Origin of the sequence: Asticcacaulis aquaticus (assembly GCF_028550415.1) — a bacterium.
Classification (GTDB): Bacteria; Pseudomonadota; Alphaproteobacteria; order Caulobacterales; family Caulobacteraceae; genus Asticcacaulis; species Asticcacaulis aquaticus.
The window spans coordinates 1-26,923 of sequence record NZ_JAQQKX010000004.1; the positions used below are offsets into that span (position 1 = coordinate 1).

Annotated in this window: 20 protein-coding genes; 4 read left to right on the top strand and 16 right to left on the bottom strand. The window is 51.1% G+C overall.

Annotated features, from left to right (window positions below; genetic code table 11):
- Positions 1 to 309: 309 nt before the first annotated feature.
- From PQU92_RS06215 to PQU92_RS06290, 16 genes are all read right to left on the bottom strand, one after another.
- Positions 310 to 1,512, bottom strand: coding sequence for a glycosyltransferase family 4 protein (locus tag PQU92_RS06215; protein ID WP_272747349.1), 1,203 nt, complete (start codon positions 1,510 to 1,512; stop codon positions 310 to 312).
- The gene (locus PQU92_RS06220) at positions 1,481 to 5,116 is read right to left on the bottom strand and encodes a glycoside hydrolase family 99-like domain-containing protein (protein WP_272747350.1); all 3,636 of its coding nucleotides are present in this window, start codon (positions 5,114 to 5,116) and stop codon (positions 1,481 to 1,483) included. Before PQU92_RS06220 ends, PQU92_RS06215 begins: the two co-directional genes overlap by 32 nt.
- A gap of 278 nt (positions 5,117 to 5,394) precedes the next feature.
- Positions 5,395 to 5,814 carry a hypothetical protein gene (locus PQU92_RS06225; RefSeq protein ID WP_272747351.1) on the bottom strand — a complete coding sequence of 140 codons (420 nt, stop codon included), beginning with the start codon at positions 5,812 to 5,814 and terminating at the stop codon, positions 5,395 to 5,397.
- Positions 5,811 to 8,771, bottom strand: coding sequence for a glycosyltransferase (locus PQU92_RS06230; RefSeq protein ID WP_272747352.1), 2,961 nt, complete (start codon positions 8,769 to 8,771; stop codon positions 5,811 to 5,813). The genes PQU92_RS06225 and PQU92_RS06230 overlap by 4 nt, the downstream gene beginning before the upstream one ends.
- Positions 8,772 to 8,860: 89 nt before the next feature.
- Positions 8,861 to 9,883, bottom strand: a complete 1,023-nt coding sequence (locus tag PQU92_RS06235) for a WcbI family polysaccharide biosynthesis putative acetyltransferase (RefSeq protein ID WP_272747353.1) — start codon at positions 9,881 to 9,883, stop codon at positions 8,861 to 8,863.
- Positions 9,868 to 10,995, bottom strand: a complete 1,128-nt coding sequence (locus PQU92_RS06240; RefSeq protein ID WP_272747354.1) for a glycosyltransferase family 61 protein — start codon at positions 10,993 to 10,995, stop codon at positions 9,868 to 9,870. Before PQU92_RS06240 ends, PQU92_RS06235 begins: the two co-directional genes overlap by 16 nt.
- 36 nt (positions 10,996 to 11,031) lie before the next feature.
- Positions 11,032 to 11,547: a hypothetical protein gene (locus PQU92_RS06245; RefSeq protein WP_272747355.1), complete on the bottom strand. Its 516-nt coding sequence runs from the start codon at positions 11,545 to 11,547 to the stop codon at positions 11,032 to 11,034.
- A 106-nt stretch (positions 11,548 to 11,653) separates the two neighbouring features.
- The gene (locus PQU92_RS06250) at positions 11,654 to 14,263 is read right to left on the bottom strand and encodes a glycosyltransferase (RefSeq protein WP_272747356.1); all 2,610 of its coding nucleotides are present in this window, start codon (positions 14,261 to 14,263) and stop codon (positions 11,654 to 11,656) included.
- A gap of 58 nt (positions 14,264 to 14,321) precedes the next feature.
- Positions 14,322 to 15,191: a glucose-1-phosphate thymidylyltransferase RfbA gene (gene rfbA, locus PQU92_RS06255; protein ID WP_272747357.1), complete on the bottom strand. Its 870-nt coding sequence runs from the start codon at positions 15,189 to 15,191 to the stop codon at positions 14,322 to 14,324.
- A gap of 4 nt (positions 15,192 to 15,195) precedes the next feature.
- Positions 15,196 to 16,092, bottom strand: coding sequence for a dTDP-4-dehydrorhamnose reductase (gene rfbD / locus PQU92_RS06260; protein ID WP_272747358.1), 897 nt, complete (start codon positions 16,090 to 16,092; stop codon positions 15,196 to 15,198).
- Between the two features lie 3 nt (positions 16,093 to 16,095).
- Entirely contained in the window at positions 16,096 to 17,145 is a 1,050-nt protein-coding gene (gene rfbB, locus PQU92_RS06265; protein WP_272747359.1) for a dTDP-glucose 4,6-dehydratase, read from the bottom strand.
- A gap of 54 nt (positions 17,146 to 17,199) precedes the next feature.
- Positions 17,200 to 17,742 (bottom strand): dTDP-4-dehydrorhamnose 3,5-epimerase, encoded by a 543-nt coding sequence (rfbC, locus tag PQU92_RS06270; RefSeq protein ID WP_272747360.1) that lies wholly within the window; start codon positions 17,740 to 17,742, stop codon positions 17,200 to 17,202.
- A 114-nt stretch (positions 17,743 to 17,856) separates the two neighbouring features.
- Positions 17,857 to 19,395, bottom strand: a complete 1,539-nt coding sequence (locus PQU92_RS06275; RefSeq protein WP_272747361.1) for a glycosyltransferase family 61 protein — start codon at positions 19,393 to 19,395, stop codon at positions 17,857 to 17,859.
- Between the two features lie 2 nt (positions 19,396 to 19,397).
- Entirely contained in the window at positions 19,398 to 20,156 is a 759-nt protein-coding gene (locus PQU92_RS06280; protein WP_272747362.1) for an ABC transporter ATP-binding protein, read from the bottom strand.
- A 19-nt stretch (positions 20,157 to 20,175) separates the two neighbouring features.
- Positions 20,176 to 20,958: an ABC transporter permease gene (locus PQU92_RS06285; RefSeq protein ID WP_272747363.1), complete on the bottom strand. Its 783-nt coding sequence runs from the start codon at positions 20,956 to 20,958 to the stop codon at positions 20,176 to 20,178.
- A gap of 56 nt (positions 20,959 to 21,014) precedes the next feature.
- Positions 21,015 to 22,094 (bottom strand): glycosyltransferase family 61 protein, encoded by a 1,080-nt coding sequence (locus PQU92_RS06290; RefSeq protein ID WP_272747364.1) that lies wholly within the window; start codon positions 22,092 to 22,094, stop codon positions 21,015 to 21,017.
- Positions 22,095 to 22,450: 356 nt separating this feature from the next.
- On the opposite strand from PQU92_RS06290, the gene PQU92_RS06295 reads away from it, so the two are divergent.
- The 4 genes from PQU92_RS06295 (at position 22,451) to PQU92_RS06310 (ending at position 26,849) form a co-directional block, all read left to right on the top strand.
- A complete protein-coding gene (locus tag PQU92_RS06295; RefSeq protein WP_272747365.1) occupies positions 22,451 to 23,389 on the top strand; it encodes a UDP-glucuronic acid decarboxylase family protein in 939 nt (312 codons plus the stop codon).
- Between the two features lie 141 nt (positions 23,390 to 23,530).
- Entirely contained in the window at positions 23,531 to 24,565 is a 1,035-nt protein-coding gene (gene gmd / locus PQU92_RS06300; RefSeq protein ID WP_272747366.1) for a GDP-mannose 4,6-dehydratase, read from the top strand.
- A gap of 124 nt (positions 24,566 to 24,689) precedes the next feature.
- Complete coding sequence (locus PQU92_RS06305) at positions 24,690 to 25,586, top strand: GDP-mannose 4,6-dehydratase (RefSeq protein ID WP_272747367.1); 897 nt, start codon at positions 24,690 to 24,692, stop codon at positions 25,584 to 25,586.
- Positions 25,587 to 25,778: 192 nt separating this feature from the next.
- On the top strand, positions 25,779 to 26,849 hold the full coding sequence (locus tag PQU92_RS06310) for a mannose-1-phosphate guanylyltransferase/mannose-6-phosphate isomerase (RefSeq protein WP_272747368.1): 1,071 nt from the start codon (positions 25,779 to 25,781) through the stop codon (positions 26,847 to 26,849).
- The last annotated feature ends 74 nt before the right edge of the window (positions 26,850 to 26,923 follow it).

The following is a 26,923-nucleotide window of genomic DNA, read 5'->3' on the forward strand; positions in this document are numbered from 1 at the left end:
ACCCATTGGCAACATCCCACCAGCCGAGGCCGAACAACTCTACTACGCTGCCCTCGACACTTTAGAATTGGCCGCGTAACTTAAACCAATGAGCCTCCGGCAAAGCCGGGGCGGTTCAAGCAGGTCATTCTGTCTGCTCCTTCAATGGGGCAGATTCTAGATTATCGTGAGGGCGCCAACCGGGGGGGCGGGTCATAGGCAACGTCTAGAGCTTTTGACCTGTCTGTCGGCCTCATGCCGACAGACAGTTTCACTCAGATCGAGGCCGATTTGGGAATGACCACAGATTCAGTTAATGCGAAAAACGCTCTATGCACCCGTTTTAGTAGTATCTAAAATACGCTTCTGAATTTGCTCTACAGCTTCCATTACTTTCAACCCTCTCGCAAGATAGCTAAAGTTAGTTTGCATGTGGATTTGTGCTCGACGACCTAACTCCCTGCCCCATTGGGGTGAATCCACAAGACGCGACATGGCAGCAGCGGCCATACTTATGTCGGCCTGAGCCCATTTCTGCCCTTCCCAATGCGGGTAATCACCCCTGGATAATGATTTCAAAGTGTAGGGTATTAGTATCGCCGTCTCATGATCGCAGAAATCCATATTTCCCGAGTATTCAGTAGCAATAACCGGCTTCCCTAAAGACATGGCCTCCGCTATACCAAACCCGTAACCTTCAGACCTATGAAGGGAAACAAAACAATCATTTAACCAAATCAAACTCTTCATATCCGGCCCATCCAATGTGCCATCTATGAGTGTAACCCGTTGGCGGATAGGTTCGATTGCAGCGTCAAATTGGGCTTTCATTTCCGGTTTGCGGTCTGCGTTATTGGTTTTAATAACCAATGAAACATCAGCATACGGATGCTTACGCAGCATTTCCGAAAAAGCGGATATAACGGCCAAAGGGTTTTTGCGTTCAATATATGAGAGAAAATCAAATGCAAAAAAGAAAGTGTATGCGCTTTCACGAATTCCGAAATGCTTACGTGACAGTAGTGATTTTTGTCGAACCTCACTTGCCAACGACATATGTCGAGTAGGCTTTGTCACTGCTCGAGCAAGAGCATCCGTCGTGAATTTAGACAGACCCCATACTTCATCGAAACGACTAAGTTCCTTAGCCCACTCTGATGGGTAACGTTCAAGCTCCCATGCCGGATAAATAATATTATAGCTTCCTGGCGAGTTCAGATTTCTATTCTTTAGATGTTTGAATATGGGATCTACTTCATCACCATTCATAACAAATATGTTTATTCCATCGCCAAGGTCTGAGACGCCATCATCGCCTATAAGGGCCGTAATCTCAGGATCGACCGGGCCAAAGGGGCCATAAACATCGACTAATGAAGCGTCTAAACCGACTTCCTTAACTGAGCGCCAAAGAGAACGGCAGAACTCCCCCATACCGATTGCGGCGTGAGGATGGCCAACGATTCGCAAGCGTTGATCCTGAACACGGTTGGATATCGATTTAGACAAAGTTGTATCCTCCAGCTTCGACATTGCTGATCGCATTTTTTAACGCTTGTAAATGACCGTGACCATTATATTGGTCCGGCTCTAAGTAACTGCCTTCGCACCACTCATTCCATGCATTAATAAATACGATACGTTCGTCGCCGTAATTTTGTTCCAAGGTTCGCTTTAGACTCCATTCAAGCCAAGCCTGAAATGCTCCGGGGGTGGCCTTCTCCAAGATCATGCTGCGTTCAGCATATCGAGGCGTATTATCCCAGCCCACCAGCACGGATCTAATGCGCTTGAAGCTTGGCTCAACACGAGTCATGTAGTTGGCGACCAGTTCGCGATAATCGTGCACCGTGCCTGTCCAGTCCGGATTAATTCGAGTCACATCCAACGGGGGGCTTTGAACCATATCGTGTGGTGGAAATTCGACCGAAATATCACAGCCGTAAATCTTAGGATCTTCAGGTGTAGATGAGAGCTCGAAGGACTCGACACTTGCTATAATGACCTCGCCAATGCCCTCGCTTCGAGCGACACTGCGCCAGGTCGCTATTGTTTTAATGGGGTTAGGAAGTTCTTTCACTCGATAAATGAGAATGAGGGGCTTTCCATCGATCGTTATATAATTCTTAGAACGACAGTAGCGCATCAAGTCTTTTGCTATGATTACAGTGCTTTCTTCGGAGTAGGACTGCTTCAAAAGAACGTCTTTTCCGTGCCCGTCCCACCGTTTTGTCCAATTTTCGTTCGCCCAGCAAAGACAGAACGGAAAGTCCGGGCGGCCGGTTTGCAACATATTCTCAATCGGCGTCTCGAGCATCCTCTTGCCGTCGAATGAATAATAGTAGTAACAAAATCCAGACAGGCCATAACGCTTCGCGAGATTTGCCTGTTGTTCCATGACCTCAGCCACGCGCAGGTCGTAATAACCCAGGTCGGCTGGACTCCTTGGCTGTAGATGCCCTTCAAAATTTGGGCGCGCCCTCGTGGAGTTCGTCCACTCAGTGAATCCATTTCCCCACCAAAGATTATTCTCCGGTGTCGTGTGATACTGAGGAAGATAAAACGCAATTGTACGAAGATCGTTTTTTGCGAGGGATTTTGACCAGCGGGAAACAAATGTTTGCCGATTTTTCGAAATACGCTGACGCTTACTCCTGGCTTTATCGCCCAACGCGTCAGATGTCTTACTCAAATGGTGAGCTACGACGGCATTAGGTTCGTAGACTATATCGTATCCTGCTGCCCGTACTTTGAGGCTTAGGTCCGCATCTTCGCAATACGCAGGCGCATAAATTGGATCAAAGCCTTGAAGTTCAAGGAATAAGCTACGCTCAAGAAGAATTGCCGCACCGGAGACGTGTTCAACCTTTCGGGTGTAATTGAAGCGCGGAACGCTGGGATTGTAACCATATCCTATTAAGCTCCCGGTACCATCCATGTTTAGAAAGCACCCAGCCTCTTGCAGCGTGCCGTCAAAGGATAGTATTTTAGGCCCAACAATACCCGCCAGGGTTGCTTCCTTGGCGCGAACTAAACTTTCCAGACATCCTGGGGAAATCTGAGCATCGTTATTCAAAAAGAAGACGTAGTGACCACGAGCCGCCTCTGCGCCAGCATTGCAGGCATTGCCAAATCCTACATTTTCATCAAAGCGTATATACTGCAAATGCGGATGCGATTTTATCTTTTCATACAATGCGTCTGTGGATGCATTATCGACGACAATAATTTCAATAACCAATTGCTCTGTCGACGCCTTGCCAATTGAAGCGAGGCACTCAACTAAAGCTAAGGATTCATTAATAGTTGGAATTATTATTGAAATGTCCACACGACTTGTAGTTCGTGTTGCGCATTTGGAGAGGTCTAAAGTCTCCAATGCTTCTACCGGATTAATGCCAGAGAAATTTACGGTAAATTCTATGGACTCTGGATCAGGTTTTCTATCTTCAAGAGTATATCCGGCTTTTTCTTTTGTATATCCGTAATCCATCCATTCCGATTTACCATTCGTACCTTTTGATTTTATATAATCAAGAATTTCCTGAGGTTTTTCGCGCCGTTTAGTGGGTATGGTGCTTTTAGGCTTGCGGCCTTCACTCTTTCCGTTTGCAGTATAATGTAAAAACGGATTGACGCCTGTCGCGGCAATATCAGGATACATGTACAGATAGTCATCTGTACAGAATTCCTGGTTTGGGTCTAATCCGTCAGCCCAGCCAATGGCTAAGTAATGACGTGCCGCCATTTCATTAGAAAGGTTAGCGTCATTCAATTGAGCGCCATAAAACTCGGCATCTATATGATCAAGGATTAACTCAACTTCCCATGAAGGGATGGCGGCTGCGGCATCCGTCGTCGTAACATCTGATTGGCTGTCGGGCATTTTATTGAATGCCATTGTCTTAGAACTGCCAGTTGCCCGGCCTTCGCTAATACCATAGTCGATGTAATGAACTAAAGGGTTCATCCCGCTCTCACGAACGTCGGGATGAAGGTCCAGATAAATTGATGTTGAAAAATTTTCGGAAGGATCAAGCAAATCCCTCCATCCACGGTTTAAATAGTGTTCAATAGCTTCGTCTATATCGAGTGTTTTTCCTAACTGCCTATTGTAGAATTCGACATCAAACTTTCCGGCTAAGCGGAAAAGGTCTGTCGATAACTCCGGTTCGGTTCCGAAGCTTACGGCAGAGGGCAACATCTGACGCCCCTCTGAACGCCCATACATATAAAAATGCAATACTGGATTCATCCCCGCCTCTAGGACGTCAGCGTACAATCCTAAATACCCCGAGGTAGAGAAAGTAGGTGAAGGATCTAAACCTTCTTTCCAGCCCTGACTTAGATAATGCGCAGCCGCATCATCTTGGGTCAAATGCGCTCCTGATAATTGCTTGTTATAGAAATTTACATCCAGATAAATCTTCACAATATAAAGATCAGTAATGACTGTAACATCAGGGTTAAAAGTTTTAGTTGATGTAAAAGCCACGCGCCCTTCGCTCTTTCCGTAGCTAATATAGTGCAAAAGTGGGTTCATTTTTTCTTTAGCAACATCGCTGTTTACATCAAGATACAGTTCCGTCGAAAATTCACGTGACGGATCTAAATTTGAATCAGCGCCAAATTTTAGATAGTGACTGGCGGCTTCGTTAACGCTCGAGAATTTCTGGTCGAGCTGACTGTTGTAAAAATCAAGGTCGATAAATGAAATTATTATATCAACAGATTCCATATCTAGATCCGTTTCGTCAATTAATTGATTGGGGGAAGGGGCGGCGTCAGAAGTTTCATTCATCTGCCTTGGCTCGATGGGAGCTAAAGGCAGTCGTCCTTCCGACTTGCCATAAGCTATATAATGTAGAAGAGGATTTACATTCGTAGCCGCTACATCCTCATACATTCGCAAATAGTCAGCTGTGCAGAACGCTTCACTTGGATCTAATAATAAACGCCATCCAGTTTCTGAATAGTGCTCATAGGCCTGCCGCACAGTGGGAAAAGGAGTTTCAAGTTGAGAGTTGTAAAAGGCCAAATCAAAATAATTTGTGATAGCACCTTGATTCATGAACAGCGCACTCGCTTTTATCTTTCTGATTTTACTCAGAAAAATATGAGAAAAATCATTTCGCATATTTCAATTTATTCCCAAATAATTTAGTCTTTTTGCAAAATTTGTATATCAATTTGCATATAATGCGACCCTTTTCCACAATGAGCAAGGGGGCGTAATAACTTTTCATAATCTATATCGGCAGCGCTTCAGCCAATGAAATAAGGCTGCACTGCGCTTACAAGTTGCCAATCAAGAGAAAATGGCAGTTTTGTTTTTAATTAGTAATCATGTATATATTCAGAATATTGTGTACATATTTCGCTATTCGATTGCTTCATTATATAATAGTATGAAAATTAAACGTTAATACTCCGCTTGATTTTATCACTCATTCCTTTGGGCGGCAGTATCGGTTCGGCGCTAATTAAAAGTGTACCTCTCTCACGTGGGTCAAGCAGGTCAGATTCAAGATAACCCGACACCTCTATTGTAAGATTGTTGACGCCGTTTGTTAGCAATTTACCCTTTAATATAACCTGGTTACAGGTGGCAGGTGACATCACCAGGCTAGCCACGGCAGAGTCGTTCAATATTACATTGAGTCGATTGTCTATAAATTTTGTAGACATATCCGGATTGTAAACGACGATTTTGATGCTCGATGCAGCGACTTTTGTTTCGAAAATGAGCTTTATCTTGCGTGACATCCACCCATCAGGATGGAGGTCACCTTCTACCACAACCACGTTTTCCAGGCCTTCGAACTTCGTCGTCATTGGTCGTTCTCCTCATCGCGGGCGGTACTTGTCAGTGGCGGGCTCAAAATGTCGGCAATCGTCGCGCGATAGCGGCTCCAGTTGCAATTTTCAACGATATAGTCAATGGCGGCGGCACGGCACTTGACCCATAGCGACTCGGAGCTGTGCATTTCTACGCAATTATCGGCCATCTTCTGCGGATGGCTGACATCACTGTAAAGCAAGGGACTGCCAGGCTTATTCAAACCCAACTGCCGTGCCAAAAGCTCGCTGCACACAGTCGGCAGACCATAGGCCAAGGCGTTTTGCACCTTATGCGGAATGCCGCCGGCGAATCGAGTGGGAGCTACGAAAACACGGGCGTCGTCAAAATACGGCACCAGGTCGGCGACGTTTTGCAGTAGGGTGACCCCATTTTCACGCAGGAAATCAGGCACCTCGATCCCCGCATTCCAGTTGGCGATCACGGTCAGGGTCGCGTCCGGCAGGCGACTGCGCACCATGGGCCACACATTCTGGGCAAACCACATGAGGGAGTCATAGTTCGGCTCCGACGCGCGATTCACCGCGCCGACGAACAAGAAACCGTTACGTTCGGCAAAGCTTTTGGGCGTCGGCGTGCTGACAAAGGATTGCCCCAGAATCGCCACGTCACAAAGCTTACCATCAAGAACGTCCCGATCCAGCTCGTTAACCGCGACAATAACGTCGGCAAAGGTCGCGCCACCGATTTCATCGGCGACCATCTTGTCCAGTTCCCCGGACTCTACATCCATCCCCGCGATGCGACGCAATTCCATGATGCGTGTCGAGGCAACGGCTTCCGTGTCGGCAATCACACGCCGACCGGCCTTCTTTTCTTTCCAGGCCTGAAGGGGTGCGGCCAGGGACAGGAAGTTGTGCGTCCGGCAGATCCAGATCGCATCAATGAACTGGTCATTATCTTTAAGCCAGCCATCCAATCCATTGGGTAAATGAGCTTCACGAATAACCTGCGTGAAGCCGCCGTCTGACCAATTGGGATCGGGGCTGACCTCCTCATAGCGGGCTAAGATGGTCACGGACCAACCGTTTTCACGAAGCCCGCGTACAATGTCGCCGCTGCGATTAAAGCCGGCTCCCTTGCGCGGATGCGGTTCCTGATCCTCAATGACCAGAATATGCTTTTGGCGCTGTGAACCACGAGCGAACGCTGTCGCCGTCACTTTACCAAAAACGGGTACAGCCCTGCGCTTGATAAAATCTTGGTTTTTTTCCTTGAATATCTTCCGCTTGCTGGCGATGCGCGCTGTTGAGGCCGAAGGGGGCCGTCCCGCCGAATAGCTGGCATATTCATAATGATAAAGCAGGATACGTGGATCGAATACGACCCGAAGGCCCTTATCCCATATACGGGCGCATAGATCGACTTCTTCGTAATAACCGGGTGCGTAGTCCTCTGAGAAACCACCCAGGTCCTCAAAAAGGGCTCGACGCATGGCCAAGAAACACCCCGACACGTAGTCGACGTCACGTGCTATAAGGAACTGACCGGAATCCGGATTTTCCCCTCGACCAAACCCTAAGGTGGAGCCGTCCTTCCATACGAGTCCGCCAGCTTCCTGAAGCGCGCCGCTCAGTTGAACGATACGCCCGCCCGTAGCGCCGACCGACTCATCACTCAAAACCTCTAATGCGCTCCATATGGCACCGGCACCTAGCTCGATGTCGTTGTTAAGGAATAACACCACTTCGCCTGTTGCGATCTTGGCGCCTTCGTTGCAGGCAAGCGTATACCCCAGGGGCTTTGATAAGCGCAAATAACGGATGCCGGGGGCCAGGGTTTCGAGCTCCGTCGTACGATCAGTCGAGCCGTTGTCCACGACAATGACTTCGGCCTCACCTTTTTCGGTCGAAGCGAGCGTTTCACTCAGGCGACCCAGCAACTGCATGGTGAAGTTGAAGTGATTATACACAGGTATGATCAGCGATATTTTTGGCGATGACGAGGGCTTAAACCTGACGCCCTTTGTCGCCACCAGTAGATTGGCATTGATCGCCGCATGTTTTTCAAAAATCGTCTTGGCATCTACATCGGCGACAGATCGGGACCGAAGCGGTGGATGCGCCTTCAACCCTCGTTTTGAACCGACTTCGAGAAAGTGTTCAAACGCGCCCAGATAACGCCCAGTGGTCATAGCCTGGGCGGCCGTCGGGTTATTTTCAAGGTAATAGGTTGTGTCGAAAAAGGGGTTTGGCCGACGTCCCTCGGCGATACCATAGAGGAGGAAGTGCTGGAACGCTGTCATAACGCCCGTAATGCCTGCCTTGATCTCTGGGTAGGTCTCAAGATAAAAATCGGGGTCGAAATCCGGTATGGACTGCTGTCCGTGCCTTATGCCTTCCGAAATAAAATAGTGTTCAAGCGAGTTATAGGGGGCGGCGACCTTATCGATATCACCATACCCGGCACGGAAGAAGTCACGGTCAAAAAGCACAGAGGGCGCCAGACCTTCCTTTTGTCCGATAGTTAAGTAATGCACCAGTGCAGACTCGTCGCGTGGTACATTTGCAACCTCACGATAATATTCCGCATTAAAAAGCGCGTGAGGCCGTGTGGTTTTTAGTATAGCTTCATTTTTACAATAGAAATATAACCCTGAAATCAGGTTCTTTTTGTAAATAGCATCAAAAGCAGCGGGATTTCCATGCTGAAACGCCGCTTCATCGAAGATCCAATTTATAGAACCTTTAAACTCCCCGGCATTATAAAGGTAGTCAGAGAGAGGATCGGTTCGATGGATACGTTGATGCCAACCGGACGTCTGCTTATAAAGCCGTGTCGAAAAGGCGGGATTTGGATCAAGGTCAAGTTGATGCCCTTCCTTCTGGAAGTGCTCTTCCGCGCTCTTGTAAATTCCGGAAAGCATGGATTGAACGGCTTCCGGATATTTTTTTAAATACCAGGTCTCATCTACTTTCAATACGGACAGCATAATTTTATCCTCGGAAATACAATCGCAAGTTCATGATTTTTTTCATAATGAACTAGTACCTAAATTAATTCTATTAAGCTCATTTGGTGTCACTTCAGCAAGCGAGAAATCAACCGGCGAAATTCTTCCCGTTCTCCATGTTGCAGCAGCAACAGAACTCCGGGATAGGTCGTCCTGAGTTGCGCCTGATCTCCTTGGGCGAAGGCGTCGTATTCGGCGCGGACAAAGTCCGAAAGGGTAATGACACTGGAGGGGTGGTCGCCCACCGTTTCAGTGCGGTAAATATAACTTCCCTTATAAGGCAAGCTGTGCTCCTGAGTCAGTTCGGGATACACCGGGAATATCCATGAGGCCGCCAGAAAATTTAGTACTTCTTCGGGGCGAGGTTCGAAGCCCGTATATCTGATCAGTCCGCGTTCGTGTAGCGTGCGGGCGATCTTACCGACGTAGGGCGCCATCAAAAAACTGGTCGGATGGTTATGCGAAAAGAAACATACGCCCAGCCGCAAGCGCTCCTCGAGAAGACTACCGATAGGGATATCGGTCGTTTCGTCCCGGCGCCGCATTTCCTCCAGGCTCTCCTGAAATGCGTTGAAATAGCCCAACTGATGGTAAACTTCTGCTCTGTAGAGCTTTTCAGTCTGGGCAGGTTCTAGGCCCATCAGATAGCCCAGAAGAGCGAGGCGGCTGTGGTAGTCGCCGAGTGGTCCTGGCGTTCTGGCGCTAAGGCCTCCAATATAGGTGATGTCGGGATGGAGGCCTGTGAAGACCAGATTGGATATCGTAATAACCGGTACAGGGTGAAAGGTGGCGGCGATCGCATCCCTGGAGAGTGCGCCGAAGTCGTCCGATAACGCTATGGACAGGACGAGATCGTAATGGTCGCGGCTGGCTATGACTTCTGAAAAAACCTTTTCGCGCTCATCTGGTGTGTAGACATGCACGGGGATGGTGTCAAAGTCCGCATTCTCGCACACCGCCGACAGGCAGTGTTTCAGAAGCTGTACCTGACAGTTACTTATGATCAGAATGTTTTGCCGCGCCGGCGGCTCTTCTTCGCGCGCAACGGCGGCCGTCTGAAGGCCTAGGGACTGTTTTAACCGATCAAGCATGTGCGCAACTTGTCCTCGTTTATAATAAACGGCGCGTTCCAGCTGCCATTTTGATCGCTTAGAGCGCCATCCTGATCGAATGACGTGCCAAAAAGTGCGCCGTATTTCAGATCGAAGTGCGTCGCCAATATCCAGAAAAGAGATGACACCGTATATTCTGGAAAAAGTTCGATGATACGGGTGCCTGGATCACAGAATACGATATTGGCCAAGCCTGCGCCATGAACCGCTACAACGATTTCGGCTGAGCGGAACATTTCAATTTGTTCATATACCGGCATTTCGCCCGGTACGATGATATCGAATCCAGCATCGGTCAAAACCTCGATGATCCGCGGCTCATTTAGCAGAGCACGCAATGGGGTCTCGCGGCGCGATACGAAAATACGTCGTGCTTTTGCTACACGTGCAGGCAGGTAATCTCGTTTAATGGCCTTCAGCATGTTGACGGCGGAAAACGGAATGCGGTCGAAAGAAAAAAAGCTGGGGTAATAGAGGGTTTCGACCTCGACGATCTCGTCATCGATATATTCGATGAGATGCGCAGGAATTTTCAGGAGTTGTACGTAAAATTCCACAAAGGTTGTACGTTGCGCCGGCAGGAGTACCTTCACACCCAAAGGTGCAAAATGTTCCAGGTAATATTGCAACAACGGCAAGGCATCAGTCACCCAGTGTGCGTAGTTGCTATGTCCAGCATTATAGCCGAGAAAATAGACGCCGCTAAGGGCTCTTTGGGGAGGGGGGATCAGCAAATGGTCCGTGGCACGGATAAACTGACATCCCGGGCGGTCGGGCCGCGCATAGTTGAGAGAGGTTGTATCAACCCAGCGCCCTGATTTGCCATTATAGACGACGACGCCGTCCGTGCCGAGGACGTACGCCTTCTCAGCCGAAAGTATCTTGTGACCGTAGGTTGTCAGGCCTTCTGCAAATCCAGGCCCTGTATGAAACCAGTAGCCGAACTGGCGGGGCAGGATATCACAGGGTATCGGCGGCACGCCCTCAAAGGCCTGCGATTCCTCCAGAACCGCCAGCGTGGCATAGTCTTCGGGTCGCAACCCGTTATCTACGGCGTGCTCGATAGTTTCCACTCTTATGGTGTGGGACATAACGGTTCCAAAGTCGTGGTTGGTACGGTAGAAAAACTAGGCGGAGTGATAGCTGATATAGGCGCCATTCAGCTTCAGATTTCTGGAGATGAATATGGGGCCCGAATAAACCAGTCGGGGGTGAGCGACTGCAGGTGTATCCGTTCCACACCACATTACAAATGCCGCATCACGATTGGTGTCGTCGCAGAGTCGCAATAGCGACGCGGGCGTTGGCGCTTCGGCCGAGTAATAAGAATACAAGCCCATGCGTGGACGTCGGCCGCGCCCGATACGCTGATTAACGAACTCTGGCAGGCGAAGGTGACGTGTTACGCAAAAGACCGTTTTTTTGGGGCTGTCAAGGTCGAGAGTCTTGAGTACGCGGTATAGTTTGCCGGCAAAATGACTGACGTCACCGGATACCGGTCGCCAACGCACATTCACGATATATGCAAAAAGCACCAGATACGCGATCAATAACCGGGGGGGCGTCAGGTCGGTGCCCTGAAGGGACATTTCCTGTTTGAAATAGGCCACCATATCCGGTCTGAACAGGGTTTTCAGCGTCAAGTTAACACAATGCCCGGTTTCCATATGGGCGTCGCGTTCGGCAATCCGTGCCGACGTGTCCCTGACATCGAATATAAAATCGCAAAATCTCATCTATTTGGTCGCTTTACACATTAGGCAGGCGCGCTTGCTTGGCGCGGCTTAACTTCAGACCCTCCGTCAACAATTCCACCCCGGTGGCAAAACTATGGTGACGTGTAATGTAGGCCTGAGCGGCTTTTGAGTGTTTCTGCCATGCCGTAGGTTTCTGCGTATATAAGCGCAGAGCTTCGGTTACAATCTGAGGCGCGTCATTAGCCAGAAAAACAGATTTTCCGTTTTCCAGTGGGAGGCCTTCGGCGGCGATGTCTGTGGCCACGACGGGAACGCCGTGCGCCAGTGAAGCCAGTACCTTGCCTTTGGCGCCTGCCCCGTATCTCAGCGCGGCCAGGAAAAGGCGGGTGCGGGCGAACCATGGCGCCAGATCGTCAACCATGCCGGTAACAATAATGCGGTCGCTGGCGCGCGATTTGATCGATTCGGTGGGATTGGCTCCGACCAGAAGCAAGCGTGCCTGCGGAAAACGTTCAGCGATGGGTGGCCAGATTTCATCCAGTATCCATTGCGCCGCATCGACATTGGGCGGATGGCTGTAGCCTCCCAGAAACATGACATCGCGCCGTTTATTGAACGGAGAATTAACCTCTACGACGTTTTCAATCAGGGGCATAACGAGAATGTTCTCGTCGGCCAGTTCATGATCCAATATTTGTTTTTCGGCCTCGGAGTGGGTGATCGTAAGATCGTATTCCCGCGACAGGCGCAATTCCCGCGCCTTCATGGTTCGCGCGGCTTCGAACAGATCCGGCCGTTGCTCGACTTCCGCCTGACGTTCCATACGAAGATAGTGAAGATCGCAATTCTGATATATGGCCTGTGCCCGAGGTGTCAGTGTTCGAATGAGCTCGAAACATTTCTCCGCCTCTTCAGGGCGGATGACGTGGACGACATCCAACAGGTCGCTGTATTTTTTTAGAACGCTGGCCAGAGACTGTTCAAATGGAGCATAAAGCGCTTGCACGCCCATTGCCTGCATTTCCGACACCGCACGGGCTTCGTACAGGAAGTTGACCGGGACGAAGGTGACCTGATAATCGAGCGCCTGATAGTAGCGAAACAGGTTTATAATCGCCAGAGAACCCGCGTCCTGCCACGGAGTCGGGTTGACAGCATCGACGATCAGGACGCGACGTCTGATGTGCCGCTCACGCTCCAGCCATGGCTCCTGACCGTTAGGGCGGTGGCTAGCCAACACCGGTTGCCACCTTTTGAGAAACTTGCTCGTATTGGCAATCTGATACGCCTTGGCCCCTTGTGTGGTGTCCGTACCAGAGGTCTTGCCTTCATAGTGAATGACGCGCGAGCGCGGCTGTAACCAGGTTTGGTATCCGGCCTTTCTGAGACGGAAACAAAGATCGACGTCTTCGTAATAGGCGGGTGAGAAATGAGGGTCGAAACCCTCCATTTCCTGCCATAGGTCCGTCGGAAGGGCTATAGAGCATCCGGAGACATAGTCTATCTGGCGCGCATAACTGTAGCGCGGTCGATTGGGATCGTCGTCACGGCCGTAGTTCCAGGCCGAGGCGTCCTGCCACACGATGCCGCCCGCTTCCTGAAGTTTGCCGTCGGGATAAAAAAGCTTAGATCCCACCAGACCGGCCTTGGGAAAGCGGGCAAACGTATCGAGCAGTTGATCCAGCCAGCCATCGACGACGCGGATATCGTTGTTGAGCAGTACCAGAAAGCGGCCCTGCGCCGCCTTTGCGGCCCGATTGCAGTTGGCGATGAAGCCTGCATTCTCGTCGTGACGAATATAGGTCAGAAATTCCAGTTTGGGCAGCCACCGTTCAGTAGCATCCAGCGACCGGTCGTCACCTATGATGATTTCGAATCTGTATCGTGTAGTCAGCGACAACAGGCTGTGCAGGCAGTTGAGCGTGTAACCCAGTTGCCCGAACACGGGAATGACGATGGATACATCGACGATGGTTCCTGCCTGACTCAGTGCAGAAGAACCGCGCATACGCTGAAGCTCCGCGATGGCGCCGGCAAAGTCAGGCGTGGCTTCGGTTAGACGAAATCGTGAGAGAAACTGTTCACCTCTCAGCCCTTCAACTGGAACGTCGTCATCCGGGCGAACGTCGAATCGTCCAAGAGAGGCGCGATTCAGTTTCGGGTTTTTCGCCACAGGCCAATCATTGGCATGGCGTTCTTCGAGGCTGATTGTGTTCGGATCTGCGCCATTTACGGCGAGAGACGACGGCAGGGCGATCCGGTATTCCCTCTCTCCATATCTGATATAGTGGGACAGGGGATTGCTGCCGCTATGGCGAATGTCGGGATAGAAATCCAGATATTTCTGAGTACTGAAATCCGCAGCCGGGTCCAGACCCTCCCGATGCCCGTGGAGAATATAGTGCCGAAGCAGTCGCGCAGGGCCAAATCGGTTGTCACCTAATTGCGCATTATAAAATGCCGGATCGAAACGTCCGCTGCGAGCAATATCGATATAGGATCGATACTGCAGGAACGCTGATTTTGGCCCATAGCTGAGAATATCTTTCGCGAACCATAAAAGCCCGCATGCAGTAAATCCAGCAGCTGCTAGCAAGCTATGTGGATCGGTAACCTTATTGTCGACTGGCTCGGTCACCGAATCCTCATCACTCATAGTCATTCACGCGCTCATCCTTTAGCCCTTATGGCAGAGGGAACGCAACCCGAACGGCATGGTCTTAGCCGTTGCTCAGGCATTTCTGGAGATACTTGCCGTAGTCGCTCTTGCCCAGGACGCGCGACAGAGCTTCCAACTGGGTATCGTCGATAAAGCCTTTACGCCAGGCGATTTCTTCCGGGCAGGCGATCTTGAAGCCCTGACGTTTTTCAAGGACGCGCACAAATTCCGCAGCGTCGAGTAGGCTATCCGGTGTACCCGTGTCCAGCCATGCATAACCACGGCCGATGGCCTGAACGCTCAGTTCACCGCGTTCCAGATAGACGCGGTTGACGTCGGTGATTTCGTATTCGCCACGTGCCGAGGGTTTGAGATTGGCGGCAATATCGACCACCTGATGGTCGTAGAAGTAAAGCCCTGTGATCGCCCAGTTGGAGCGCGGACGGATCGGCTTTTCCTCGACCGACAAGGCTTTGAAATTCTCGTCGAATTCCACCACGCCATAACGTTCCGGATCGGAGACCTGGTAGGCGAAGACGCTGGCGCCGGCCTGGATCTTGGCGGCCTCTTCGAGGAAGATCGGTAGCGACGGACCGTAATAGATATTATCGCCAAGGATCAGGCACGAGGGCTCCGAACCGACAAACTCTGCACCGATAATATAGGCCTGGGCCAGACCGTCCGGAGACGGCTGTTCTTTATATTCGAGATTGATGCCCCACTGGCTACCGTCGCCAAGCAGTTTTTTGAACAGCGGCAGGTCATGCGGTGTCGAGATGATCAGAACGTCGCGAATGCCGGCCATCATCAGTGTCGACAGTGGGTAATAGATCATCGGTTTGTCATAGACGGGCATCATCTGCTTGGAGACGCCGATCGTCATGGGATGGAGGCGCGTACCGCTGCCGCCCGCGAGAATAATGCCCTTCATACTGTTATCCCTCTTTTGCCACCGTACCGGTCAGGGCGGTCAGGCATTCATCCAGTGATGTTTCCCACGGGTCCAGACGGAGACCGTAGCTTTGATTTAGTTTTTCGCCGCTGAGGCGTGAATTGGCCGGGCGCTTGGCCGGGGTCGGATAGGCTTCGGTCGGAATCGGATTGACCTTGACCGCCTTGCCACCGCGCGCGGCAGAACCCGCAAAAATGCCTTCGGCGAAGCCCGCCCAGGTCGTTTCGCCTTGTCCCGTCAGGTGGAAGACGCCGCGCAGGGTCGGATCGGGATCGGCGACGACGCGTTGCGCTACCGCGATCAGGGCCCTGGCGATTTCCGGCGCATAGGTCGGGCAGCCATGCTGATCGGCGACGACGTTAAGTTCGTCACGCGTCTCGCCCAACCTCAGCATGGTCTTGACGAAATTGTTGCCGTACGGTGAGTAAACCCACGCTGTCCGCAGGATAACATGATTATCGGTCGCCGCCGCGATCTGTGTTTCGCCCGACAGCTTGGTCGCACCATAGACACTGACCGGGGCCGGGACGTCGCTTTCGTCATAGATGCCATCCTTGTCGCCCGCGAAGACGTAGTCCGTCGACAGGTGCAGGATCGGGACATTCAGTTCCGCCGCCAGTTTGGCCAGCGCGCCCGGTCCGTCACCGTTGATAGCCTGCGCCAGAGCAGTTTCGGATTCGGCCTTATCGACCGCCGTATAGGCGGCCGAAGAAATGATGACGTCGGGCTTAGCTGCCCGAACAGGTTCAGCCAGGGTTTTAGGCTTCGACAGGTCTATATCGGGCAGGCCTATGCGGATCACTTCGATCCCCATCCGCTCGCCCAGCGCCTTCAGGGAGGTATCGACCTGACCTTCGGTGCCTGTGACAAGGATGCGCATGGATCAGGCCTTCAGGACGCCGAGACGTTCACCGGTATATTCGCCGCGCAGCGGACCCCACCAGTGCTCGTTCTCCAGATACCACTCGACCGTCTTGCGGATACCGGTATCGAAGTTTTCACGCGCCTTCCAGCCCAGTTCGGTTTCCAGCTTCGTCGCGTCGATGGCGTAGCGGTGATCGTGACCCGGACGGTCGGTGACGTAGGTGATCAGCTTGGAATGCGGGGCGTTCTCGGGACGTAGTTCGTCGAGGATGGCGCAGATGCGGTTAACGACGTCGATATTCTTGCGCTCGTTACGGCCACCGACATTGTAGGTCTCGCCGAGGCGGCCTTCTGAGCAGATCAGGTGCAGAGCGCGGGCATGGTCTTCAACATAGAGCCAGTCACGGATGTTGGAGCCGTCGCCATAAACCGTCAACGGCTTACCTTGCATCGCATTGATGATGTTCAGCGGGATCAGCTTTTCCGGGAAATGGTATGGACCGTAGTTGTTCGAGCAGTTCGATACCACCACCGGCATGCCGTAGGTACGATGCCAGGCTTTGGCCAAATGGTCCGAAGCGGCCTTCGATGCCGAATAAGGCGAGGACGGATCGTAGGGCGTGACCTCTTCGAACAGGCCGGTTTCGCCAAGCGAACCGTAAACCTCGTCGGTCGAAACGTGCAGGAAGCGGAAATTCGCCTTGGCCTCGCCTTCGAGCGACAGCCAGTAGTGGCGCGCGCCTTCGAGCATCGAGAAGGTACCCATCACGTTGGTTTCGACGAAGTCCTTGGCGCCGGTAATCGAACGATCGACGTGGCTTTCAGCGGCCAGGTGCATGATGTGATCGGGTTTGAATACGGCGATGATCTCGGCGACCTTTGCGTAATCGCAGATGTCGGCTTGGACGAATTCGTAATTGTTCGCGCCGTCGATGGGCGCTAGCGAAGCGAGATTACCCGCATAAGTCAGCTTATCAAGGTTGAGAACCGTTGCCCCTACTTCCGACACCAGATACCGCACTAGCGCCGAACCAATGAAACCGGCACCGCCGGTGACTAAAATACGCATCAAAAATCCCTTAAAATAAATTTAGATTATTGCCCCGGAGCGCGGCGCTGTAATTCAGGCCAAGGTTTCAAGCTTGGGCTGAACACGGTCTTTGTCAGACAGAATCGCCTTTGCAAGATCTACGGGCCACTCGATACCGATCGCCGGATCATCGAACGCCAGGCCGGCGTCATGGTCACGGCTATAAGGATTGGTTACCTTATAGAAAACCTCGGTGTTCGGTTCAAGGGTACAAAAGCCGTGAGCGAATCCATCCGGCACCCAAAGTTGTTCGGCGCCAGTGGCGGTAAGTGTTGCGCCGATCCACTGTCCGAACGTCGCCGATCCCTTCCGGATATCAACAGCTACATCGAAGATGGCGCCCTTCAGGCACCGAACCAGTTTGCCCTGTCCGAAAGGTGCCGTCTGATAGTGCAGGCCGCGGATGGTGCCAACCTGAGCTGACATGGACTGATTGTCCTGAACGAAGGTTACATCATCTATATTTTCACGAAACCATCCGTCCTTAAAGGCTTCCATGAAATAGCCGCGGTCATCGCCGATCAATTTGGGTTGAATGAGGGCGGGGCCGATGACTTTAAAATTCTGAAATTTCATCACTTTCCCATTTTACGAGGCCGAAAGATAATATGAACACACGACCATATAAATCCATAGGCAAGAATTTCATATAACAAATATGCCGCAATCAGACGTTCCTCAATACCACCCCTAATGGCTTGCGGATATGTCTGGTAATATATCAAGCCAACGGCGAACAAAATCAACATCAACCTCAATGCCGGCAGTGTTGCTGATAATGCCTTCGCCAACGTCTCGGTGGGGGCCTTGACTTGTGTCGTCAATGGTGCAGGCGTAGTCGAACCCCAGGGCGTGGGCGATGTAGTAGAAGCTGGCCGACCCTCCGAAGGGCGGGAAAAACTCCAGTACCTTGCAATTTGGCCTTGCGAAAATGAGGTTGGTCAAGGCAGCGCCATGAGGCGCGACGACAGCCTCCGCAGCAGAAAAAATTTCTACCTGTTCGGCAAAAGACAATTGATCTGTATCGACGATTTCGAAACCATAAGGCGTCAGGCAGGCCCTCACAGCGTCATCATTCAATACCACGCGAGTATGACGGCGCGGGACATACAGGCGACGGCGTATCTTGGGGGCGGGGAGATCTTTGGTCAATGCCTGACGCAGCGCCTGCACCAGAATCAGATCTCCCCCATAGAGCGGGTGGTGAACATGCTTCAGGCTGTGATTGTCGGCATAAAACAGGTCGTCTATAGCCATAAGGCCATCAGTCGCTTGCACGCTAATGTAGGTTTGATGCGGCTGAAGCAGCCGATCTATTGTCTCAACCTGGAAGTTTTCGGTGATTTCGAACGCCCCCAGTATATTGTCGGGATTAAGGCCCTGAGTATGGGCGACAATGATGCGGGGCAGGCCGTCCGAAACCCAATGGCAATAATTCAGAGCTTGGGAAAAGTAATCACCGATGAACAGGGTCGTTCCGGAGACGGAGGAGGGGCCTGGCACCAATGTTTTAAATACGCCGGTAAGTGCTATTTTCAAAAAAGCGGGCAAGCTGCCGTAGGGCGTGTCGAGTACCTGCCCCTTCTTGTCAAATAAAACCGTATTGTCACCTAGCTTCAGGACAAACGCTGGGCCGACATGACGAAGGCCTAAAGCGCGTTCCGGCGGCGGCTGGTTTTCAAGGCTGCGTTGCAGGACCTGAGGCAAGCGATTGGATTGCGTCGGGGGCTTCAGCGATGCCGGGCGCGAGGGATGGCTGCCGATACAGTCGAAACGATCTTCATTGTCAATGCTTAGAAAAAGCTGATGCAGGCCATCCTGGCCATAAAGGCGGGTGAGCTGCCTCACTATGGCCTGACATGACATCAGATTGAAATCGTCGGGCGTCAGTTGGGCCCGTGAATAGGCCTCCGCAGCCTTGCAGACAGCGGCATAAAGACCAGAATTATCATCCGATATGTCCGCGGATGCCAGCGCCAATTCTATTGCGTACAGCTTGGCCTTCCAGGACAGGCTGGATTCCAGAATAGACGGAAGATAAACCTGAGCTGATTTGGCACCGGAAAATGCGCTTTCACTCATCATCAGATTGAAGGTCAGCCACTGTACCGCAATCGGATCGTCTGCATAGGTTTCAAGGCCGGTACGGTAAAGTGAACTCGCTTCGCCCGGGAGGCCTGAATCTTGAAGTTTCTGGGCATCCTGAAGGACAGCCAACCAAGCTGCCATGATCAGACGTTTTCGATAATGCGTTGGTTTGCGAAATCCCAGCCACTGCAATCACCAAAGTAGATTTGGTTGGAAGAATTGAGCACCAATACCTTATTGCAAACGCGCTGAACCAGATCGCGGCTGTGGGTTGCCAGAATCATAACGCGTGATTTCGATAGGATGTCGTTCATCTTGGCTTCGGCTTTTTCGAAGAAGCCGGCGTCGCCCGCGCCGACCCACTCGTCCAACAACAGAATGTCAGGCTCAAAACAGGTCGCCACAGCAAAAACCAGTCGTGCACACATGCCCGCGGAATAGGTCTTGAATGGCAGATCTATGAAGCTGCCCAATTCGGAAAACTCGACAATTTCCGGGATCCGGGCCTGAATTTGACGCGTCGTAAAACCGCGACGCCGCGCCATGTTTATGATATTTTCAGTCCCGGTTATATTCGGATCGACGCCAAGATGGATGTCGATCATGGAGGATATCCGTCCGTTAACGGATATCCGGCCACGTGTGGGCTCATAAACGCCAGCAAGGACTTTTAGCAACGTCGTCTTTCCGGCACCATTGTGGCCCAGTATGCCAAGGCGGTCGCCTTCCTGCAGCGTGAAATTGATGTTATCCAGTGCCTTAATAAAGATAAGATCCTGTCCGTTTTTCAACAGTTTACCGCCAACGGCCATGTTGACGACTGCATTACGTAAGGACTGCGCCTTAATGGAATATATCGGATATTCTAAACCTACACCGTTTAGCTCAACAATATTTGTCATTGAAATTAGATCCTAAACACTAAATCCAGAATGCGATACGATTGCGGAAAGCATTAAAGAAAATAAGCCATACCAAGATGCCGAGGACCGTTATCCCTGCGGCAGAGTACCAGTATTGTAACGCCATCGGCTGCCCCATGAGGGGAGAGCGAAGCATTTCGATAAACGGATAAAAGGGATTTAGATCAATCAATAATCTTTTTGAAGGGGAGATGCTGTCGGCACGGAACATCAAAGGCGTCATGAACATGACCACCGTGTTCAGATAGGGCAGCAAATAGCGCATGTCACGATATCGGGCTGATATCATAGCAACCAAAGTGCCCCAGGTAAGCATATTGACATAAACAAGGGGCAGGGCAATCAGTATTGACCAATGAGGCACAGGGAGCCCTGTGCATAGAGCTTGGATAATTTCAAAAACAATTATATTGTGAGCAAAAACAATAAAGCACTTCAGCACAGCTTCTAATATATAATAGCTAAAAGGATAGGCGTGATTGCTAATTATGCCGCTATTTGACATAAAAAGTTCAGGCGCTTCAGTCAGGATAAAACTTATCAGCGTAAAAGCGGTTAGGCCGCCCATTATGTACGGTAGAATTTGTTTGACATCCTGATGAAAAATGGCGCTTGAAACAATTGCGAACGCTACCGACAGGAAAACCATCGATCCCACAATCCACAATGAACCGAATATAGTTCGCTTATATTTTGCGGAAACTTCATGATAGGCCTGATATGACCAGACATGAGAAAGTTTAATTCCGCCGCGAAAATCATTTATTGCTTTGGTAAACATATTAATTTCTTAATCTGAATTGCATTGAAACGAATAAAGGTTGGTGGATTTTGCTATCAAACCGCTACAGCGTCAAGGAACGAGGCAATGCTCTCAGGTTTGCAATCGTACACGAAAACGCCTTTTTCGTTGGTTGATTGCACTTCAGGCATCAGTACCGAAATTTTCTGATCTCTGACCGCAGCTAGGCGACACTGGATCGAATTGGACATACTGATACAGCCGACGGTCGCTCCGGGCGCCGAAAATATCGAATTGTGCAAGCCTGATCCATACTCCCCGACGATACATTTAGCGGAGGCAAACAGAGCAATTTGTTCCGCAAAATCGAGCGTCTCCGGATAAATGACCTCAAACCCTTTTTCAATGGCAAGGGCCTCAAAGGTTTGCCTTCCAACAAACAGGCGTGGCACGCCACTGGCCAGGCCTTCGAAATGTTTCCGCGAAATGCAGATTTTTCGACCGCTGGCAATGGTCGGAACGATGTCGTGAGCGTCTAGGAACTTTTCTACGAAAGACGCGTAGGCTGCCTTGTTAAAATGATAATCGGCCGAGTGCATATGGTTTGGATAGGCCACGTCCGGAAACGTAAGGCGTTCCGTATGCGGGTCGAAAAGAACGACGTTTTCCTCCGGCAGGCCGAAGTATTTTACCGCAAGGGCGATGTACCACTTGGGCGTATCATAAGGCATCGGAATGAGCCGGTTATCGTAATTGGGACCTAGGGCTTGTCGGGCAAGTTCCAGCCGAGGTAGAAAGTCAACCAGCCAATGTCCGTAAACGCCATGACCGGGGCCGACAAAATTCAAAGCGCCGCGTGTGAATGTACGTGTATTGTCACGAAACGAGTCCGGGGTAATGTTAGCGCGCTGCCCCCATTCGATACCCACATCCGAGATATGAGTGCCGTCGGTTACAAATTCACCCTCAAAGCTGGTTAGATTAAAGCCTAAAACACTCGCGTTTTCATAGAAGGTGCAGCCCAGCGGGCCAATAAGTTCCTGCGCGCCATTTACACTAGCGATATGAGCCAGATTAAACATACCTGGAAAATCTACAATCTGAGCCGGCGCTGGTGACGGACTGGATTCATAAACTGTAACAAATTTATGCGCAGAAGCTTGTTTCGTGTTCATTGAGAATTTACCATGGCATCGTGCTGTTTAAGCGATGCTATCATCTGAAGCATAAGAGGTTGATTGATACCCTTCGGCCAGTGGCGCGATGAGTTTGACATTCAAATGTCTATTATGTTGGATTTATAAAGTGTCCTCAATTGGGCGTTCTACGGTTCGAAACAAATTGCAATTCACGCCAACGTTGCGAGGATGGCGTTCCGGATATCATGCAACTACGGCACGGGCAACAAAAAGTCCGTCAAAAATTTTCGACCTCGAAAATGTGGATGATCAATTTCGTTGACGGCGTTCGCCGGGCCTCCTAGTAACAACCCAAATTGCCGGTTCTGGCGGTTTGGTTCGCGTGGAATGCCATGAAGAGAATTTTAATTACGGGCGGTGCCGGTTTTTTGGGGTCGCATCTGTGCGATCGTCTGCTTGCCAGCGGGAATGAGATTCTCTGTGTTGACAATTATTTCACGGGTGCCCGGGCGAATATCGAGCATCTGATCGGTCACAAACGTTTTGAGATGATGCGGCATGATGTCACCTTCCCGCTTTATGTGGAAGTTGATCAGATATATAATCTGGCGTGCCCCGCTTCACCGGTGCATTATCAATTCGATCCGGTCCAGACGACCAAGACCAGCGTCATTGGCGCCATCAACATGCTGGGGCTTGCCAAACGCGTGAAGGCCCGCATCCTTCAGGCATCAACATCGGAAGTTTATGGCGATCCGGAGGTCCACCCCCAACCCGAAGAATATTGGGGTCGCGTCAATCCGATTGGGATACGCAGTTGCTATGACGAGGGTAAGCGTTGTGCGGAAACCCTATTCTTCGACTACAAGCGTCAGCATGGCCTGGACATCAAGGTTATGCGCATATTCAATACCTATGGTCCTCGTATGAATCCCAACGATGGCCGCGTGGTTAGTAATTTCATCGTCCAGGCCCTCAAGGGTGAAGATATCACTATCTACGGAGATGGCAGCCAGACCCGCAGTTTCTGTTATTACGACGATTTGCTCGATGGCATGGAGCGTCTGATGAATAGTCGCGAAGGGTTTACAGGCCCGGTTAATATTGGAAATCCGGGCGAATTTACGATGTTGGAATTGGCAGAGAAAGTACTCAAACAGGTCGGAGGCGCATCGAAAATCGTCTATATGCCGCTGCCGCAGGACGACCCGAAGCAGCGGAAGCCGGATATTTCGCTTGCTAATTCGGAACTGGACTGGAGGCCGAAAGTGCTTCTGGATGACGGCCTGAAGGAAACCGTGCAGTATTTTCGGCACGTGCTAAATGCCTAGCGATAGCTAGGTTCGGAACGAGTTGACTGTTCTGAGCAAGGTGTATACCAAAGTCATCAGTTCAGCGGTTTGTTAGATTTTGACCTATTGCGACAGAATTTTCCGTAAGATTTAAATTTTGATCCTAAATTGGAGGGGTTTGTGAAGACAGCCATTATTACAGGTGTTGGTGGGCAAGACGGTGCCTATTTGGCGCAACTTTTGCTTGAAAAGGGATACAGGGTTTACGGAACCTATCGCCGGACCAGTTCCGTTAATTTCTGGCGGATCGAAGAGCTGGGTATCGACAAGCATCCCAATTTACATCTCGTCGAGCACGATCTGACGGATATGTCGTCCAGCATTCGCCTGATGCAGAATGTCGGTGTCAGTGAAATCTATAACCTCGCGGCTCAAAGCTTCGTCGGTGTGTCGTTCGATCAACCCATCACAACGGCAGAAATTACAGGGGTTGGCCCGGTCAACCTTCTTGAGGCAATCCGTATCGTCAACCCCAAGATACGGTATTATCAGGCGTCGACGTCTGAAATGTTCGGGCTTGTTCAGGCGGTCCCACAGTCCGAAAGCACGCCGTTCTATCCGCGCAGCCCCTATGGTGTCGCCAAGTTGTACGCCCACTGGATGACTGTCAATTATCGTGAAAGCTACGACATTTTCGCCTCGAGCGGCATTCTGTTCAACCACGAGTCGCCGTTGCGGGGCCGTGAATTCGTGACGCGTAAGATCACCGACAGCTTCGCTAAGATCAAGCTGGGTCTCCTCGATGTGCTCGAACTTGGCAATCTCGACGCTAAACGCGATTGGGGTTTCGCCAAAGAGTATGTTGAAGGCATGTGGCGTATGCTGCAGGTCGATGAGCCGGATACCTATGTTCTGGCAACGAACCGTACCGAAACGGTACGTGACTTTGTTACTCTGGCGGCCAAGGCAGCCGGTTTTGAGATCGAATACAAGGGGAAGGACGAAAACGAAGTTGGAATTGACCCAAACACCGGAAAAGTTTTGGTGCGCGTTAATCCCAAATTTTACCGTCCGGCCGAAGTCGATCTTTTGATCGGCGATCCGGCTAAGGCCAAGGCGAAGCTTGGCTGGGAACCGAAAACAAGCCTCGAAGACTTGTGTGCCATGATGGTGCAGGCTGACCTGCGCCGCAACGAAAAGGGCACGTCTTACTAAGACGCAAGATTCGAAAATAAGCGCCAAACGCATAATATTTGGCGAGCAATGATCTTAATTGAAATTGGGGCGCGTTTCGATCCATCAGATCGAGACGTGCTCCGATTTGCGAGAGGGTACTTTCTTGTCAAAACGCGTTCTGGTCACGGGCATCGGTGGATTTGCAGGCTCGTACGTGTCGGCGGATTTAGCGGCACACGGCTACGAAATTGTCGGCCTGACATCATCGACGCCTATCGAACTGGCCGGTGTAACGAAGGTCTTTCAGATCAATCTGCTGGACGCCGACGGATTGAAACGTCTGACGGAGCAGATACGCCCGACACACGTCATCCACTTGGCCGCTATATCGTTTGTAGGTCATGGCAATGTCGGCGAAATCTATGACACGAACATTATGGGCACGCGTAACCTGCTGAGTGCTTTAGCTGCACTGCCGGATAAACCCCAGTCGGTTCTGCTGACGAGTTCCGCAAATATATATGGCAATTCCGACATGGGGTTTCTGTCTGAAACTGACGCGGTGAATCCAGCCAATGACTATGCAGTAAGCAAAGTCGCCATGGAATATATGGCTAGGCAGTTTCAGGACATATTGAACATCGTGATCGCCCGACCGTTCAACTATACTGGCGTGGGGCAGTCAACGAGGTTCCTCGTACCTAAGATCGTCGAGCATTTCCGTGCGCGCTCGTCCTTCATTGAACTAGGTAACACGGATGTGGCGCGCGATTTTTCGGACGTTCGCATGGTGACACAAGCCCTCCGAGCATTGATCGAGACGTCGGCAGCCGCCGGGCAAATATATAATATCTGTTCCGGGCGGCCTTATAGCCTTGAATATATCATTGACACGTGTGCGCAGATCACCGGCCACCGCATGGAGGTCAAAGTGAACCCGGCTTTCGTTCGTCAAAATGAGATCAAGCTGCTGGCGGGCAATCCTGAAAAGTTCAGGAAAGAGATCGGTCAATTTGACGATTACCCTTTCGAAAGAACATTGGAATGGATGCTTACCTGAACTCGACGGTGAATTGAATTGCCGGGCGTGTCATAGTGCGAATATATATTAAGAACAAACGAGTTGATCTTATGGTCAAGATGTTGCGCTTTCATCGGGCGATCGGAACCGCACCGGAGTTAAGCCTAACATAATTGTTTCAAAAATTTAAAACTTCTCGATTTCGGTCGGGTGTTTTCGAGGATTTATTAGATGAAAATTCTACCGGTTATAATGTCTGGAGGGTCGGGTACACGTCTTTGGCCCCTGTCGACACCGGAGCAACCAAAGCAATTTCATGCCCTGGCTACTCAACACACAATGATTCAGGAAACCGCCATCCGGCTGTCCGGCAATGAGTTTCTCAAACCGGTTGTGATCTGTGGCTTGACACATCAACCTCTGGCCAAGGCTCAGTTGGATGCCGTGGGCTTGTCGCCCCAGGCCGTGGTGCTGGAGCCGTTCGCTAAAAATACGGCGGCCGTAGCTGCCGTCGCCGCTCTTCTCGGAGATGAACTGGCGCCCGACGCTCTCGTGCTTTTGGTTCCTGCGGACCATGTCATTTCAAAGCCCGACGCTTTTAAAGCGGCACTTCAAGGCGCATCAGAGGCTGGCCTCGACAACATTATTACCTTTGGTATTACCCCTACCGGACCTGAAACCGGCTTCGGATATATTCAGCGGGGTGAGCCAATCGGAGACGGCGTCTATGCGGTCAAACGCTTCCTTGAGAAGCCTGATTTGGAGACGGCTACAGCCTATCTGGCTCAAGGGGGGTATGACTGGAATGCGGGTATCTTCCTGTTTTCCCCCAAGGTTATGCTTGAAGAGCTTGCGGCGCATGAACCCAAGGTTCTGGATGCCTCGCGCAAAGCGCTAAAACATGCGGCCGTAAATGAAGTGACACGACTGCTGGACCCAGAAAGCTTTGCTGAATGTCCTTCGATTTCAGTTGACTATGCAATCATGGAGCGCACCAACCGCGCCGCCACCTCTCCGTGCGATATTGGCTGGGCTGATGTGGGCGGGTTTGCGGAACTTTGGCGGCTTGGGGCTAAGGACGGCGTCGGTAATCATGCGCAGGGCAATGCAATTCTCATTGATGCCCACAATTGTCTGGTGCGTGCCGAAGGGCCTCCGGTGGCGATCATCGGGCTTGACGATATTATGGTCGTGTCTACGCCGTCAGGTATTGTGGTCGCCCCGATTTCGCGGGCGCAGGACGTCAAATTGGCCGCTGCGGCAGCCAAGAAGTTACAAGAGCTAAGAAGGGATGACCTTTAGGTCGCCGGCTCATAAAGGGCATCCAGATTTTGGTTGAGGCGAGCTTGACGGACGCCTCGTCATTTTGGTCGTAT

Excerpts from the sequence above, each read along its gene's own strand:
- PQU92_RS06215 (WP_272747349.1), bottom strand. The coding sequence starts at position 1,512 with ATGTCGAAGCTGGAGGATACAACTTTGTCTAAATCGATATCCAACCGT.
- PQU92_RS06220 (WP_272747350.1), bottom strand. The coding sequence starts at position 5,116 with ATGCGAAATGATTTTTCTCATATTTTTCTGAGTAAAATCAGAAAGATA.
- PQU92_RS06225 (WP_272747351.1), bottom strand. The coding sequence starts at position 5,814 with ATGACGACGAAGTTCGAAGGCCTGGAAAACGTGGTTGTGGTAGAAGGT.
- PQU92_RS06230 (WP_272747352.1), bottom strand. The coding sequence starts at position 8,771 with ATGCTGTCCGTATTGAAAGTAGATGAGACCTGGTATTTAAAAAAATAT.
- PQU92_RS06235 (WP_272747353.1), bottom strand. The coding sequence starts at position 9,883 with ATGCTTGATCGGTTAAAACAGTCCCTAGGCCTTCAGACGGCCGCCGTT.
- PQU92_RS06240 (WP_272747354.1), bottom strand. The coding sequence starts at position 10,995 with ATGTCCCACACCATAAGAGTGGAAACTATCGAGCACGCCGTAGATAAC.
- PQU92_RS06250 (WP_272747356.1), bottom strand. The coding sequence starts at position 14,263 with ATGACTATGAGTGATGAGGATTCGGTGACCGAGCCAGTCGACAATAAG.
- rfbA (WP_272747357.1), bottom strand. The coding sequence starts at position 15,191 with ATGAAGGGCATTATTCTCGCGGGCGGCAGCGGTACGCGCCTCCATCCC.
- rfbD (WP_272747358.1), bottom strand. The coding sequence starts at position 16,092 with ATGCGCATCCTTGTCACAGGCACCGAAGGTCAGGTCGATACCTCCCTG.
- rfbB (WP_272747359.1), bottom strand. The coding sequence starts at position 17,145 with ATGCGTATTTTAGTCACCGGCGGTGCCGGTTTCATTGGTTCGGCGCTA.
- rfbC (WP_272747360.1), bottom strand. The coding sequence starts at position 17,742 with ATGAAATTTCAGAATTTTAAAGTCATCGGCCCCGCCCTCATTCAACCC.
- PQU92_RS06275 (WP_272747361.1), bottom strand. The coding sequence starts at position 19,395 with ATGGCAGCTTGGTTGGCTGTCCTTCAGGATGCCCAGAAACTTCAAGAT.
- PQU92_RS06280 (WP_272747362.1), bottom strand. The coding sequence starts at position 20,156 with ATGACAAATATTGTTGAGCTAAACGGTGTAGGTTTAGAATATCCGATA.
- PQU92_RS06285 (WP_272747363.1), bottom strand. The coding sequence starts at position 20,958 with ATGTTTACCAAAGCAATAAATGATTTTCGCGGCGGAATTAAACTTTCT.
- PQU92_RS06290 (WP_272747364.1), bottom strand. The coding sequence starts at position 22,094 with ATGAACACGAAACAAGCTTCTGCGCATAAATTTGTTACAGTTTATGAA.
- PQU92_RS06295 (WP_272747365.1), top strand. The coding sequence starts at position 22,451 with ATGAAGAGAATTTTAATTACGGGCGGTGCCGGTTTTTTGGGGTCGCAT.
- PQU92_RS06310 (WP_272747368.1), top strand. The coding sequence starts at position 25,779 with ATGAAAATTCTACCGGTTATAATGTCTGGAGGGTCGGGTACACGTCTT.